The sequence below is a fragment of the Chloroflexota bacterium genome (genome assembly GCA_020161265.1).
Lineage (GTDB): Bacteria > Chloroflexota > Chloroflexia > Chloroflexales > Herpetosiphonaceae > Herpetosiphon.
This window is the reverse complement of sequence record JAIUOC010000003.1, coordinates 430,826-443,724: the sequence shown is the minus strand read 5'-3', so window position 1 is coordinate 443,724 and position 12,899 is coordinate 430,826. Positions and strand designations below refer to the sequence as shown.

General features: G+C 51.5%; 19 protein-coding genes. All 19 read right to left on the bottom strand.

From position 1 onward, the window contains the following. Positions 1 to 64: 64 nt before the first annotated feature. Positions 65 to 817, bottom strand: coding sequence for a twin-arginine translocase subunit TatC (tatC, locus tag LCH85_09245; GenBank protein ID MCA0352168.1), 753 nt, complete (start codon positions 815 to 817; stop codon positions 65 to 67). After that, positions 810 to 1,280 carry a Sec-independent protein translocase protein TatB gene (gene tatB / locus LCH85_09240; protein MCA0352167.1) on the bottom strand — a complete coding sequence of 157 codons (471 nt, stop codon included), beginning with the start codon at positions 1,278 to 1,280 and terminating at the stop codon, positions 810 to 812. The genes tatC and tatB overlap by 8 nt, the downstream gene beginning before the upstream one ends. A 133-nt stretch (positions 1,281 to 1,413) precedes the next feature. Next, the gene (locus LCH85_09235) at positions 1,414 to 1,653 is read right to left on the bottom strand and encodes an acyl carrier protein (protein ID MCA0352166.1); all 240 of its coding nucleotides are present in this window, start codon (positions 1,651 to 1,653) and stop codon (positions 1,414 to 1,416) included. Positions 1,654 to 1,710: 57 nt separating this feature from the next. Continuing rightward, positions 1,711 to 2,151, bottom strand: coding sequence for a transcription antitermination factor NusB (gene nusB, locus LCH85_09230; protein MCA0352165.1), 441 nt, complete (start codon positions 2,149 to 2,151; stop codon positions 1,711 to 1,713). Next, a complete protein-coding gene (locus LCH85_09225; GenBank protein ID MCA0352164.1) occupies positions 2,129 to 2,479 on the bottom strand; it encodes an Asp23/Gls24 family envelope stress response protein in 351 nt (116 codons plus the stop codon). Before LCH85_09225 ends, nusB begins: the two co-directional genes overlap by 23 nt. 19 nt (positions 2,480 to 2,498) lie before the next feature. Continuing rightward, positions 2,499 to 3,866, bottom strand: coding sequence for an acetyl-CoA carboxylase biotin carboxylase subunit (gene accC, locus LCH85_09220; GenBank protein MCA0352163.1), 1,368 nt, complete (start codon positions 3,864 to 3,866; stop codon positions 2,499 to 2,501). Between the two features lie 48 nt (positions 3,867 to 3,914). Next, positions 3,915 to 4,670: a 3-oxoacyl-[acyl-carrier-protein] reductase gene (fabG, locus tag LCH85_09215; GenBank protein MCA0352162.1), complete on the bottom strand. Its 756-nt coding sequence runs from the start codon at positions 4,668 to 4,670 to the stop codon at positions 3,915 to 3,917. Between the two features lie 16 nt (positions 4,671 to 4,686). Then, complete coding sequence (locus LCH85_09210; protein MCA0352161.1) at positions 4,687 to 5,430, bottom strand: SDR family oxidoreductase; 744 nt, start codon at positions 5,428 to 5,430, stop codon at positions 4,687 to 4,689. Positions 5,431 to 5,439: 9 nt separating this feature from the next. Beyond that, positions 5,440 to 6,189 carry a 3-oxoacyl-[acyl-carrier-protein] reductase gene (gene fabG / locus LCH85_09205; GenBank protein MCA0352160.1) on the bottom strand — a complete coding sequence of 250 codons (750 nt, stop codon included), beginning with the start codon at positions 6,187 to 6,189 and terminating at the stop codon, positions 5,440 to 5,442. A 23-nt stretch (positions 6,190 to 6,212) separates the two neighbouring features. Continuing rightward, entirely contained in the window at positions 6,213 to 7,145 is a 933-nt protein-coding gene (fabD, locus tag LCH85_09200; GenBank protein MCA0352159.1) for an ACP S-malonyltransferase, read from the bottom strand. Between the two features lie 129 nt (positions 7,146 to 7,274). Then, positions 7,275 to 8,261 carry a ketoacyl-ACP synthase III gene (locus tag LCH85_09195; protein ID MCA0352158.1) on the bottom strand — a complete coding sequence of 329 codons (987 nt, stop codon included), beginning with the start codon at positions 8,259 to 8,261 and terminating at the stop codon, positions 7,275 to 7,277. A gap of 120 nt (positions 8,262 to 8,381) precedes the next feature. After that, on the bottom strand, positions 8,382 to 8,573 hold the full coding sequence (gene rpmF, locus LCH85_09190; GenBank protein ID MCA0352157.1) for a 50S ribosomal protein L32: 192 nt from the start codon (positions 8,571 to 8,573) through the stop codon (positions 8,382 to 8,384). A 6-nt stretch (positions 8,574 to 8,579) separates the two neighbouring features. Beyond that, a complete protein-coding gene (locus LCH85_09185; GenBank protein ID MCA0352156.1) occupies positions 8,580 to 9,116 on the bottom strand; it encodes a DUF177 domain-containing protein in 537 nt (178 codons plus the stop codon). A gap of 67 nt (positions 9,117 to 9,183) precedes the next feature. Next, on the bottom strand, positions 9,184 to 9,696 hold the full coding sequence (locus tag LCH85_09180; protein ID MCA0352155.1) for a hypothetical protein: 513 nt from the start codon (positions 9,694 to 9,696) through the stop codon (positions 9,184 to 9,186). After that, the gene (gene coaD / locus LCH85_09175) at positions 9,693 to 10,190 is read right to left on the bottom strand and encodes a pantetheine-phosphate adenylyltransferase (protein ID MCA0352154.1); all 498 of its coding nucleotides are present in this window, start codon (positions 10,188 to 10,190) and stop codon (positions 9,693 to 9,695) included. Before coaD ends, LCH85_09180 begins: the two co-directional genes overlap by 4 nt. Before the next feature lie 6 nt (positions 10,191 to 10,196). Further along, on the bottom strand, positions 10,197 to 10,772 hold the full coding sequence (rsmD, locus tag LCH85_09170) for a 16S rRNA (guanine(966)-N(2))-methyltransferase RsmD (GenBank protein MCA0352153.1): 576 nt from the start codon (positions 10,770 to 10,772) through the stop codon (positions 10,197 to 10,199). Positions 10,773 to 10,965: 193 nt separating this feature from the next. Continuing rightward, the gene (locus LCH85_09165) at positions 10,966 to 11,313 is read right to left on the bottom strand and encodes a hypothetical protein (GenBank protein ID MCA0352152.1); all 348 of its coding nucleotides are present in this window, start codon (positions 11,311 to 11,313) and stop codon (positions 10,966 to 10,968) included. An 18-nt stretch (positions 11,314 to 11,331) separates the two neighbouring features. Then, positions 11,332 to 12,372, bottom strand: a complete 1,041-nt coding sequence (locus tag LCH85_09160) for a Gfo/Idh/MocA family oxidoreductase (GenBank protein ID MCA0352151.1) — start codon at positions 12,370 to 12,372, stop codon at positions 11,332 to 11,334. Further along, complete coding sequence (locus LCH85_09155; protein MCA0352150.1) at positions 12,372 to 12,728, bottom strand: hypothetical protein; 357 nt, start codon at positions 12,726 to 12,728, stop codon at positions 12,372 to 12,374. The genes LCH85_09160 and LCH85_09155 overlap by 1 nt, the downstream gene beginning before the upstream one ends. Positions 12,729 to 12,899 lie beyond the last annotated feature (171 nt).

Genomic DNA, 12,899 nt, shown 5'->3' with positions numbered 1-12,899 from the left:
ACCGATGAACTACGAAATCTATGGTTTGCAGCGAAAACCTAAGCTAAAGATGGGGAAGTTCTGGTTAATTTGCGGGCTTGGGCTGAGCCAAACGCCCCAGCAACAAGCCAAATTCAAACAAGAGATACATGGGAACCGCCAAAAAGGCCAAATTGGCAGGGTCGCCAGTTGGGGTCAGAATTGCCGCAGCAACCACCGTGATCAGCACAACATAGCGGCGATAGCGCCCGAGCTTACGTGGATTCAAAATGCCAAGTTTGGTCAGGGTAAACATGATCATCGGCAATTCAAACACAATCCCATTGATCAGCAGTAGGCGGGTCAGAATCGAAAGAAAATCATCGAGGCGCGGCTTATTTTCAATCAAATTACCAGTATTTTCGATGCCAAAGTTGATCAAAAATTTAATTGCGGCTGGAGCTGTTACAAACCAACCAAAGGCTAAGCCACCCAAAAAGCAGAAAATCACCAAAGGCAAACCGATAAAAATCCATTTGCGTTCAGTCCGGGTCAGGCCAGGCGCTAAAAAGGCCAAGAGCTGATAAATAATCACGGGCATGGCTGCCGCAATGCCCAGCGTCAGCGCTGTACTGAGGTAGGTGGTAAAAGTTTCGGCAACTTGAGTTGTTTGTACGCCCTGCTCGCCAGCAAAGCTCAAAATCACATATTTAATAAAGCCAGTGCTGTTGACAATGTAAAAACCACCAAACATACCAATTAATACGGCAATCGAGACCTTGGTGAGCCGTGAACGCAACTCGCGCAAGTGGTCAAGCAAGGTCATGGTGCCATCAATCGCGGTTGTTGATCTAGCCATTGGTTTGCTCCTCGGCGGCTGGCGCACGCAACGCTTGGTCTAGCGGCTGATCAAGCAAATCGTCATCGAGCATCATTCGTGCTTGGCGGGCAATCTCAGGCCGCGCTGCTGGGGGTTTGGGGGTTGGGTCGATCACATTGGCCGCCGCCGTCGTTTTGGGATCTAAGCCAAGATCGACGATCATCGCCCGATCGTCATCGGAGAGAATCGAGCGACCAAGCTCTTGAATTTGGCGGCGCGGGTCGAGTTCGCGAATTTGGCGGGCCATTTTTTCGACCGATTCATAATCATCGCCTAATTCGCTGCGAGCCTGATTGCGCAGATCGCTGATCATTTTACGGCCTTTGCTGATCCACTGGCCAATTTGAAACAGCATTTCAGGCAAGCGCTCAGGGCCGACCACCACGAGGGCAATCACCAAGATGATCACAAATTCAAACGGGCCAATCCCAAAAATTGTCATAAGCGTCTGACCACTGGCTACAGGCTTGGGGCAACGCGTTAAGTAGTGTTAACCAAAAGCCCAACAAATAACAAATGGACAATGCCAGCCAAGGCCGAACACCTTGCAGCATTGTCCACTGTTCGCATACAAATTACTCTTGGATGTTTGCTTTGATAAAGGCTTCAGCATCGCCGACGGTGCGCAACTTTTCAGCTTCTTCGTCGGTAATTTCTACGCCGAATTCTTCTTCGAGCGACATGACCAACTCGACCAAATCGAGTGAGTCGGCGTTAAGATCGTCCAAGAAGGTCGCGCTTGGCACAATTTTGTCTTCTTCTACGCCCAATTGTTCAGCAACCAATTTCTTCAAGCGTTCGTTTAAGTCTGACATTGTTGGATTCTCCGTATAGATAAGGATAAGTCCGAGGCAATCAAAGGGATTACCGAGTTATTCCTCGGATTCAGGTTTATTGACCACGGTACTGAGCACACCATTGACAAAACGGCCCGAATTATCGCTACCGAAATGTTTTGCAAGCTCGACCGCTTCATTAATCACGGCTTTAACCGGAGCTTTATCCGCCGCCGCATCGTAGAGAATTTCAAACAACGCGATGCGCAGCACCGCAATATCCACCCCAGGCATTTGGTGGACAGGCCAAGATGGAGCAATTTTGGCAATTAAATCATCAATGACTTGACGATTAACCCATGCGCCATTGACAATTCGGGCAAAAAAATCACGACCTTCTGCGCTGAACATTTCATCATCACTGATGCGTGCAACAACCGAATCAAGGTCGTGGGTGGTTTGATCAAGTTCAAAGAGTGCCTGAAGTGCCGCAGCACGCACTCGGTGGCGAAGGCTACCCACGGTTCTGCTCGACATCCTGAATATAGACATTAACCGCACTGACCGGCATGCCGACCATTTCGTTTAATGCTTCGGTTACCGCCGATTGAACACGAGCGCCGAGATCAAGCAAGTTGACATCGGGTTGGGCGATCAGGTAGCAATCGGCACTGACGCTATCATCGACAACACGGATTGCCACACCATCAGCATTAGCAGTTCCGCTCCCCAACATGCTACCGACGCGTTGTTGGCCGGGCACACTGCCCAACCGCGCAACGCCAGCAACATCCTGCGCCGTCAGCGAGACAATCGCTGAAAGCACATCGGGGGCAATTGTCACAGTTCCAAATGGTTGATTCACGGTTTTCTCCAAGACTGCCCTACGCTGTCGCTTCTTTGGCAGTCTGTTGATTTAAAATATCAGCCAAGGTGTGCGTTGCAACATCGCCGCTCACAAAAGCTGGCTCGTTCATCATGCGCAGTTGAAATGGCAAGGTGGTCGTAATGCCATTGATCACACATTCGCTTAATGCTCGCCGCATACGTTCAATTGCCTCAAGCCGCGTTTCCCCCCAGACGATCACTTTGGCAAGCATCGAATCGTAGTTGGTGGGCGTGCGATAGCCTGAATAGAGATGCGAATCGACTCGTACCCCTGGGCCACCTGGCGGCAAGTAAAGATCGACAGTCCCGCCAGCAGGCATAAAATCACGGTCGGCATCTTCGGCATTAATCCGACATTCAATCGCATGCCCGCGTATTTTAATGTCATCCTGAGTGAGCGTCAAGCGTTCGCCGGAAGCAATCCGAATTTGCCACTTAACCAGATCAAGCCCAGTCAGCCATTCGGTCACGGGGTGCTCAACCTGCAAACGGGTGTTCATTTCCATAAAATAGAAATTTCCCTGATGATCGAGCAAAAATTCCATCGTGCCAGCGTTGTAGTAGCCGATTTCGCGCACGCCATGCAAGGCAGCTTCACCCATTTTCTGGCGTAATTCTGGGGTCAAGGCTGGCGATGGGCCTTCTTCCACCACTTTTTGGTGGCGACGTTGCAACGAGCAATCACGCTCGCCAAGGTGAATTGCATTGCCATGTTGATCGGCTAGAATCTGAATTTCAACGTGGCGCACAACTGGCAAATATTTTTCCATATACAAATCGCCACGGCCAAAGGCTGCTTCGGCTTCAGCGCGGGCGGTATTAAAAGCGCGGGCCAATTCGTCGGGCTGATTGACCACACGCATGCCCCGCCCACCGCCACCAGCCACCGCTTTGAGCAAAACCGGGTAGCCAATGCCATCAGCGAGGCTTTGCGCTTCTTCAACGCTGGTCAAGGGGTTTTCGGTACCAGGCACAAGCGGCAGGCCAGCCAACTTCATAGCTTGCTTAGCCAGCGCTTTATCGCCCATGCGCTGAATTGAATCCGCCGAAGGGCCAATAAAGGTCAGGCCACATTCACGGCAGCTTTCAGCAAAATAGGGGTTTTCCGACAAAAAGCCATAACCTGGGTGAATCGCATCGCAATCGCTAATCAGCGCAGCGCTAATCAAGGCTGGTGCATTCAAATAGGATTTGGCGGGTGGTGGCGGGCCAATACAAATCGCCTCATCGGCCATGCGCACCGCCAGCGAATCGCGATCGGCCTCGGAATAAGCGGCAACTGCTTTGATGCCTAGCTCGTGGCAGGCACGAATGATTCGCACCGCAATTTCACCACGATTTGCAATTAAAATTTTGCGTAACATGTTGGTTCCTCAGCTAAAGCGTTCGAGCAAGCGTTCCAACGCTGCTGCCTAATACATAGTCATGCCGCCATCGACCGCCAAGGTTTGGCCAGTGATGTAGCCCGCAGCATCGGAAGCCAAGAAAACCACCGCGTTGGCAATTTCAGCAGGCTGACCCATGCGTGCCAAAGGAATGCGATCCAAGGCTTTGTTGATCAATTCTTCAGACATGGCATTGCGGGTCATATCGGTTTCAATAAAGCCTGGGCAAATCGCGTTGGCGGTAATCCCACGTGAAGCCATTTCTTGGGCCACCGACTTGCTAAAGCCGATCAAGCCTGCTTTGGCAGCGGCGTAGTTGGCTTGTCCAGCATTGCCCGTTAGGCCAATAACTGAGCTAATCGTGATCACACGACCCCATTTGTTTTTCATCATTGGGCGCAGCACAGCCTTGGTCAGCAACATCACCCCGCGCAAGTTGGTTTGCAACACATCATCAACTTCGCTCTCTTTCATGCGCAACAACAAGTTATCACGGGTAATGCCAGCATTATTGACCAGAATATCAACGCGGCCAAAAGCTTCGGTCGTGGCTTTGAGCAAAGCGTCGTGGCTGGCAGGATCAGCCACATCGGCCTGCACCGCCAGAGCCTTGCCACCCTTGGCAGTAATCGTCTCGACCACTTCAGCGGCGGCGGCTTCGCTACCACGATAATTGACCACCACCGCAGCGCCGCTGGCAGCCAAGGCTTCGGCGATTGATCGACCGATCCCGCGTGAAGCTCCAGTCACAATTGCGACCCGACCCGTTAAATCTAGTTGCATGCTTGCTCCTTCAACACTAAACCATGCGCCAACCGCCATCGACTGGCAGCACTTGGCCCGTAATATAGCCCGCCTCTGGATTGGCCAGCATAAAAATTGCTGGGGTAATTTCGGCAGGTGCGCCTAAGCGTTTCAATGGCACAATATTGGTGGCCCATGGGATATAACTTGGATCAAAACTCGACATATGGGGCCGTGAGATCAGGCCTGGGGCAACGCTATTCACCGTAATGCCCCATGGTGCAACCTCACGCGCCAACGATTTAGAAAAGCCGATAATCCCACCAAGTGCGGCAGCATAATTGGCTTGGGTTAGGCCGCCAGCTAAGGGCTGATAGCCAGTAATTGTGATAATTCGCCCATAACGGGCTTTTTGCATGGGCCGCAAGACTGCGCGGGTAATCCGCGTCACGCCGCGCAGCATCACATCCATCACATCGTTCCATTGCTCAAGGGTCATGTCGGCCACCGGAGCATTGTTCACCGCAGAATGGGCAGTGATCAGCATATCGAGCCGTTCCCAGCGCCGCACAGCCACTTCAACCAAGCTATTCATGGCTTCAGCATCGCGCACATCGGCCTTAATGGCGATCAAACGTTGCTCATCAGCAATCGTATCGCACATCTCTTCAGCCAAATCATCGCGCTGACGATAGCAAAAAACCACCCGTGCGCCGCGTTGAATCAGCCCAGAAACCACTTCGCGCCCAACCGCACCAGTGCCACCTGTGACAATCGCCACTTGATCGTTAATACTCATTCTGCACCCCTATGGCATGACCCAGCCGCCATCAATCGTCAGCACATGGCCAATAATATACGATGCAGCAGGCGATGCCAGAAAGGCCACCGCTGGCGCAACTTCTTCAACTTTGCCAAAGCGTTTGAGTGGAATCACATCAAGCGCCCAAGTTCGCAGCCATTGCGGAATATGGTCGATAAAATCGGTATCGATATAGCCAGGTGCAACCACATTCACCACAATGCCATCGGCGGTTACTTCCCGTGCCACGGCCTTGGAAAAACCAACCAAGCCCATTTTGGCCGCTGCATAGTTGGTTTGGCCAACATTGCCCGCCAAACCCGCCAACGAAGCAATGCTGACGATGCGGCCATAGCGATTGGCTCGCATCGCTGGCAACACCGCCTGCGTGCATAAAAATGCCGAGGTCAGATCAGCCTTGATCACATCGTCCCACTCATCGTCTTTCAAGCGTTGAAAGAGATTATCGCGGGTGATGCCTGCATTATTGATCAAAATCTGAATCGTACCCCACTCAGCCAAGGTTTGAGTAACCATGGTTTCAACCGCTTGCTGATCGGTTACGTCGGCCTGAATTGCCATCGCCACCCCGCCAGCAGCTTGAATTTCGGCGACCACTGCCTCGGCTTTGGCGGCACTTGATTGATAATTAACAACGACTTTAACGCCCCAACTGGCTAGCTCCAAAGCAATTGCGCGGCCAATCCCGCGCGATGCTCCGGTGACAATCGCCACATGGTCTTGCATTCCCCGCATAGCAGCTGCCTCACCCACTTACATTACTGGGCGTTATTGTACTCGGCAATCTTGGCTATGTCATCAAAGTTGGCAATATTCAGGCGTTGCAAATTGGGATCGATCCGCTTGACCAAGCCTGTAAGCACACTGCCTGCGCCAATTTCAACCACCGTTTGCACGCCCATGGCCGCAGCTTGCTCAATTGTGGCAATCCAGCGAACTGGCGCGGTAATTTGGGCAATGAGTTCAGCGCGAAGATCCTCGGCACTCTGAATTGGCTGAGCTGTGCTGTTGGCAATCAATGGCACGTGGGCTGCGCTCATTGCTGCCGCCGCAATTGCTGGCGCTAAACCAGCAGCGGTTGCCGCCATCAAGGGCGAGTGAAACGCCGCGCTCACATTCAAAGGCATAATTTTTTTAGCCCCGGCGGCTTTGGCTTGTTCACTAGCCGCCGCAACTGCCGCACTGGCTCCGCTAATCACCAACTGGCCGTGAGCGTTTTGATTGGCTACGACACACGCGCCAAACTCACTGACATTGGCGCAAACTGCTTCAAGTGGCGCAAGATCAAGCCCAATCACGGCGGCCATCGCACCTTCGCTGGCTTGAGCCATCAACTCGCCACGCTGGCGCACCAAGCGCAAGGCCGTGGCAAAATCAAGGGCTTTGGCGGCCACCAAAGCGCTATATTCGCCCAACGAGTGGCCAGCCACAATGCTCGGCTGCAGCTCCACACCAGCCTCAGCAATTGCCGCCAACAAGGCCACGCTGACCGTCAGCAACGCAGGCTGGGTATTTTCAGTCGCAGTTAAATCAGCTTCAGGCCCATCAAAGCACAAGCCCGCTAGATCAAAACCAAGCACAGTATTGGCTTCAGCAAAAATTGCGCGGGCTGCGGGCGATTGTTCATAGACCTCGCGGCCCATGCCAACTTTCTGCGAGCCTTGTCCTGGAAAAAGCAATCCGATTGTCATTGGTTATCTTTCTATTATTACGAGGGGTCAGGGGCTAGGGATTAGGAGCCAGGTTTAGATTTAGAAATGCAACGAAATAATTCGTGCCTAAAAACTGATCCCTGACCCCTAGCCCCTGACCCCTCGTCGCTACTTCCCGCCCCACACCAACACGCCCGAAGCCCAGGTCAGGCCGCCGCCAAACGCGGTCAGCAAAATCGTATCGCCAGGCTGCATGCGGCCAGCATCGGCGGCTTCGGCGATTGCTACGGGCAAAGTTGCGGCTGAGGTATTGCCATATTCTTGAATATTGACAAAAACCTGATCCATCGACACATTCAGGCGTTTGGCGACAGCTTCGATAATGCGTAAATTGGCTTGATGCGGAACGACCAGCTGCACATCGGCGGTCGTTTTACCAACTTGGTTCAACACATGCAACGAACTATCGACCATCGAGCGCACCGCATACTTAAACACTTCCGAGCCATTCATCTGAATATATTGTTCAGACTGATCAAGTCGCTCGTGAGTTGCAGGGTAGAGCGTTGCGCCAGCTTTGATCCACAATAATTCGGCGGTATCGGGGATTGCCCCAAGTTTGTAGGCTTGCAAACCACGCTCTTGCTCGGTCGCTTCAAGAATGACAGCTCCAGCAGCATCGCCAAAAATCACACAGGTATTGCGATCTTGCCAATTTAAAAATGGCGAGATCGTTTCTGCTCCGCAGAGTAGTACTTTACCCACACCGCCGCCGCGAATCATAGCCGTAACGGCGCTGAGTGCATATAAAAAGCCACAGCAAGCAGCATTCATATCCATCACGCCAGCGTTGATCGCGCCGAGTTTGGTTTGAACTAAAGCGGCAGTTGAGGGCAACAGCAAATCGGGCGAGGTTGTCGCCACCACAATCAAATCAAGCTCTTCGGGTTTTACTCCAGCCTTATCGAGCGCAATCCGCGCGGCACGCGCCGACATATCCGAGGTGGCTTGGCCTTCAGCAACAATATGGCGGCGCTGAATGCCGGTACGTGATTGAATCCATTCATCATTAGTATCGACAATTTGTTCAAGTTCTTGGTTTGTAAGCACACGATCGGGAGCGTAGCGCCCCCAACCAGTAATAGCTGCATTCATTGCAAAACACTCCCGTGGTGAAGCCGTTTCATGCTGCACTGCACAATAACGCGCCTAAAATGCGAAAGGGACGAGAACCATAGGTCTCGACCCTTTCGCTGCTTCGCTGCCAACCATGGCTTATGCTTCAGCATTGTCCTTCTTGAGGTATTGGCGACCTTTGTAGGTGCCGCAGTTCAAGCAAACGCGATGTGGGCGGCGATAGCCACCACAGTTTGGACAAGCCGACAATGAAGGTGCGGTCAAAGCAAGATGTTGGCGGCGGTGCCCGCGTTGTTCGCGGGTAATTTTACGACGTGGCAATGCGCCCATGAGAAACTAGGCTCCTTTCAGCAATTGTTTGAGCGCGGCAAGGCGCTCATCGATCACTTGATCGTCCAAATTATCGGCTTCTGGGTTATCGTTGAGGTTTTGGCCATCGAACGACAAACCACGACAATCGGGGCGACAAATCGGCGCGATTGGTAAGTTGATGAGCGTGTATTCACGGGCAGCATCGCCAAGGTCAAGCAAATGGTTGCCGTTAATTTTGAACACATCAGGCTCTTCTGGTTCTGGCAACGGTGCGCCCGTCGTTGCATGAACCGTCGCGAAATATTCCTCGGCGAAATCGAACTCAACAGGTTGGCTGAAATCGCTTAAGCATCGCACGCATTCTAAAGTGACGTTGCCGCTCATCGCAGCATCTACTAAGACCCCATTTTTGGTGCGGGTCAGTTTGACATCGCCTTCGGTGATCCTCAGGCGGCTACCATCACCTAAATCAAGCTGTTCGTTTTCATAAGTATACTGGCGGGTCGCCCCAACATATTCTTGCAATAGTTGGGAAACATTGAATTGGAGTTCGGATGACATACAGTGACCTCCTGCTGGAATTCAACCCGCAAGCGACGTGACATTATAGGCGCGAGAACGCGCTCTGTCAAACTACGCCCAGTTCATCGAGGCCATTTTGAATAATCGTCAGCGATTTGCCGATATGCTCTTCAAGGTTTAACAACACTTGTCGGGCATATTCATCGGCCTCAGAGCGCACTTTGGCGGCTTCTGATTCGGCTTCGGCGATAATTCGGCTGCGTTCACGCTGGGCAATTTCAAGCATGCCCTGTTCCGAGAGCGTGATCGCAATTTTCTTTTTGGTCGCCTCGATCAGTTGGTCGCGTTCGCGCACAATCTGGCGTGCTTGGCGTAATTCATTGGGAACCGCAACCCGCATCCGGTCGATAATGTCGAAGACTTGCTTTTCGTCGATCATTAATCGGCTGGTCAAGGGCACACGGCCACCACTCGCTAAAACCTCTTCCAACTCGTTAATCAGGCGCTCAAACTCGGCCTCAGCATATTCTGGGGGGCGCTGGTGTTGCCCGACTGGCTCCACGCTGGTTGCTTCCTGATGTTCACTGGGCTGTTCTCCCCATTGGGATTGTTCGCTCATGCGCGTGACTCCTCATGCGTTTGATAGGCTTGCTTGAGCGCAAGGGCAATATGAGCTGGCACAAAAGAGCTAACATCGCCGCCATAGGCCGCAATTTCGCGTACCGCGCTTGAGCTAAGCAACGTAAAGCGTTGATCAGCCATCAAACAGACCGTATCAAGCGTGGGAGCCAAGTGATGATTGATATGCGCCATTTGAAATTCGTGCTCAAAATCGGTTGCAGCCCGTAAGCCTCGTACCAGCACAGTGGCACCAATATCGAGCGCATATTCCACAACTAAACTCGAAAAAGCATCCACCCGCACATTGGGCAGGTGCGCTACCGATTCGCGAATCATGGCAATCCGTTGCTCAGTCGTAAAGAGCAACTTTTTGTACGGACGATGAGCTACCGCTAAGACCAATTCATCGAACAAGCGTGATGCGCGAGCCGCAACATCAAGATGTCCATTGGTAATTGGGTCGAAGCTTGCAGGGTAGACAGCAATAGTCACAGGTGATTACTCCGATTGCGGCGGTAACGCTGGACTCAATTCATAAATTGAGAAGCAGGAATCGCCGATACGCCGATGCTTTAGCAAACTCAGTGGCCCAAGTTGGGGCGGCATCACCAGCTTTGGCCAATGGCCTAAAACTAAAACGCCATTTGGATCTAAAATGCCGCGTTCAGCAACCCGCACTACAAGGTCGGGTATGCCTTCCATAGCATATGGCGGATCGAGCAGGATTATAGCATATTTTGTTTTTTCGTCGATGATTTGCAGAAATTTATCGACCGAAACGTTCCAAACTTTGGCTCGCTCAGCCAATTTAGTCGTTTTCAGGTTGTCTTTGGTCACGGCAGCAACATGGCTACGAGCCTCAACAAAATCGGCCCATTCAGCGCCGCGCGATAAGCATTCGATGCCCAACGAGCCAGTACCCGCAAATAAATCGAGGGCACGGCCTTCAAAAGCATTAAAGCCCTCTAAAATGCCAAATAACGATTCTTTGACCCGATCAAGCATCGGGCGAGTGCCAATATCTGGCGGGCCTTTTAATTGTCGCCCTTTGGCACTGCCAGTAATCACCCGCATTGGTAGTAACCCCGTAGTAATAAGGATGAATTATGAATTATGAAGGATGAAAATTCAGAGCAAACCATAAATAAACCAATTTTTAGGCTAGATTAATGGCGATAAACCCAATAACCTACAAATATTGATTTATTCCCTTCATCCCTCATCCCTCATAATTCATCCCTTCGTTCATCCCTCATCCTTCATCCTTCTAAAAGACTTCTGCGCCAAATTCGGCTAGCTCATCGGCGATCGATTCGATATCGTGGATGGTGCGCATTTTTTTAATTAGCCCGACATATTTTTGGCGATTGGCATCGTGAGCCATCACAGCTCGCTCCACATATTGGGTCAAATAGAGTTTTAATGCCGTTAATTGGGCTTCATCAAGCCGTTCGCCATTCATATAAGCATCAACGGCGGCTTCTAAAACGCCAGTTTGCTCTTCCATCCAAAAGCGCGGTGGCACTGCTACTTTAAAAGGATAGGGGTACTCGCGATTGGGCACAAATACTAAATTGCCAATTTGTTCGGCATCGTCAGGCCATTGTTCAGTCATTGTATCGAAATCCTTGTTTTAGTTCGGAAGATCGTTCAAGCTTGCCAAGGGCACAATTTGGTCGATTTGCTGCACGCTATTACTTTCAGCAGCATCGATTGCCCGCATGATCAAACGCCAATCGGCCAGCGCAGTAGCCAAACTAGCCACAATTGGCTCGTTTTCAACAATTGCCGCATAAAAATTGCGAAACTCGCTGATATAGCCCCGCAAATCTTGAGCTTGATAGTGCTCTATTGTACCATCAGCCCGATATAATGTCGTCTGATCGCCACGGATGGTAATACTACCGTGGGTTCCGTGCACCACCGTCCAATCAAAACAGGGCTGTTGGGTTTGCACCGCACCCGAAAAACACAGCGAACCAAGCACGCCTGAGGCAAAACGCAAATTCAGCACCATCGTGTCTGGGCCACGCAATATTGGATGCACATCCTTAATGAAAGCATGAGCGCTTTCGATTGGCCCGCCTAGTTCGCGTAATAAAGCAGCTTGATGCACCCCCGCATCGGCCAAAACTGCGCCACGATATTGATGATCATGACGCCAAGGCGTTGCCCCAAAGCCCTGATCGGGATCGCTCCAGAAGGTGGCGCGAAGTTCAATTAATACCAAATCGCCAATTGCCCCAGCATCCATCCAAGCGCGGGCTTGTTTGAGATCATCGCGATAGTGAAAATTTTCGGCAATCAAAATTTTGACTGGGGCATGTTGACAGGCTGCGACCAACGCTTCGGCCTGCGGCAAATTGGCGGCCAAGGGTTTTTCACAAATGACATGTTTGCCTGCCGCGACCGCCGCTTGAATTGCCTCAGCATTGCGCTGAATTGGCAACGAAATTAATACCGCCTCGATTTGGGGATCGGCAAAGAAATCCACCCACGAATCAGTGATCGTTGGGTGGAGATCGAGCAAGCCTGCCAGCGCCTCAGCATTGGCCCGATTATGATCGCAAATGCTAACAATTTCAAAGCAATTTGGTAATGCTTTGAGCGCTGGTAGATGCAAATGTTTGACCGCTAAACCCGCTCCAAGCACTCCTAACCTGATCGTTTTCATTAATGGCGAGCCTCACGCTGGAAGCGCCGACGTTGCATGAGGGTTGGGCGGCGACGAATTTTAAAGGGCGATGGCGGGGTTAATGGATCATCAGCCTCAAGCCGAGCACGGCGCTTGGGGCGTTCGAAGCGATAATAATCAAAGCCAACCAAGCCAACCCCAATCACGGCAGCAACCGCGATCACCACCGAACCAAACAGGCCTTCAGCGTTGCGGGTATAAACCAAGCCGCTCACAAAGGCACTTGCTAGCGTTAGCCAGCCCAAGGCACCTTGCCAGCGCTTGCGAAAAACAAACAACACAAGAACAGCAAACACCGCTAAAAAGCCGAAAACGAACCAATCAACACGAGTCATAGCGTGCTCCTCTAAGTCAAAGCATGGCTGGTAATACTGTAGCACACAATGGGCCATGCCTACCGAACCAATTGGATTGATTATGGTTAATCATGGGCCAAATTTGCATGTTTGACAAGCAGCCTTCAGATCTATTATTCTATACCTTGTATTACAAAGTATCCTTTATCG

Coding starts and splice junctions, on each gene's coding strand:
- LCH85_09180 (MCA0352155.1), bottom strand. CDS start 9,696: ATGAGCGAACAATCCCAATGGGGAGAACAGCCCAGTGAACATCAGGAA.
- rsmD (MCA0352153.1), bottom strand. CDS start 10,772: ATGCGGGTGATTACTGGCAGTGCCAAAGGGCGACAATTAAAAGGCCCG.
- LCH85_09160 (MCA0352151.1), bottom strand. CDS start 12,372: ATGAAAACGATCAGGTTAGGAGTGCTTGGAGCGGGTTTAGCGGTCAAA.
- tatB (MCA0352167.1), bottom strand. CDS start 1,280: ATGACAATTTTTGGGATTGGCCCGTTTGAATTTGTGATCATCTTGGTG.
- LCH85_09195 (MCA0352158.1), bottom strand. CDS start 8,261: ATGAATGCAGCTATTACTGGTTGGGGGCGCTACGCTCCCGATCGTGTG.
- tatC (MCA0352168.1), bottom strand. CDS start 817: ATGGCTAGATCAACAACCGCGATTGATGGCACCATGACCTTGCTTGAC.
- accC (MCA0352163.1), bottom strand. CDS start 3,866: ATGTTACGCAAAATTTTAATTGCAAATCGTGGTGAAATTGCGGTGCGA.
- LCH85_09155 (MCA0352150.1), bottom strand. CDS start 12,728: ATGACTCGTGTTGATTGGTTCGTTTTCGGCTTTTTAGCGGTGTTTGCT.
- fabG (MCA0352162.1), bottom strand. CDS start 4,670: ATGCAACTAGATTTAACGGGTCGGGTCGCAATTGTGACTGGAGCTTCA.
- fabD (MCA0352159.1), bottom strand. CDS start 7,145: ATGACAATCGGATTGCTTTTTCCAGGACAAGGCTCGCAGAAAGTTGGC.
- nusB (MCA0352165.1), bottom strand. CDS start 2,151: ATGTCGAGCAGAACCGTGGGTAGCCTTCGCCACCGAGTGCGTGCTGCG.
- LCH85_09165 (MCA0352152.1), bottom strand. CDS start 11,313: ATGACTGAACAATGGCCTGACGATGCCGAACAAATTGGCAATTTAGTA.
- fabG (MCA0352160.1), bottom strand. CDS start 6,189: ATGCGGGGAATGCAAGACCATGTGGCGATTGTCACCGGAGCATCGCGC.
- LCH85_09235 (MCA0352166.1), bottom strand. CDS start 1,653: ATGTCAGACTTAAACGAACGCTTGAAGAAATTGGTTGCTGAACAATTG.
- rpmF (MCA0352157.1), bottom strand. CDS start 8,573: ATGGGCGCATTGCCACGTCGTAAAATTACCCGCGAACAACGCGGGCAC.
- LCH85_09210 (MCA0352161.1), bottom strand. CDS start 5,430: ATGAGTATTAACGATCAAGTGGCGATTGTCACAGGTGGCACTGGTGCG.
- LCH85_09185 (MCA0352156.1), bottom strand. CDS start 9,116: ATGTCATCCGAACTCCAATTCAATGTTTCCCAACTATTGCAAGAATAT.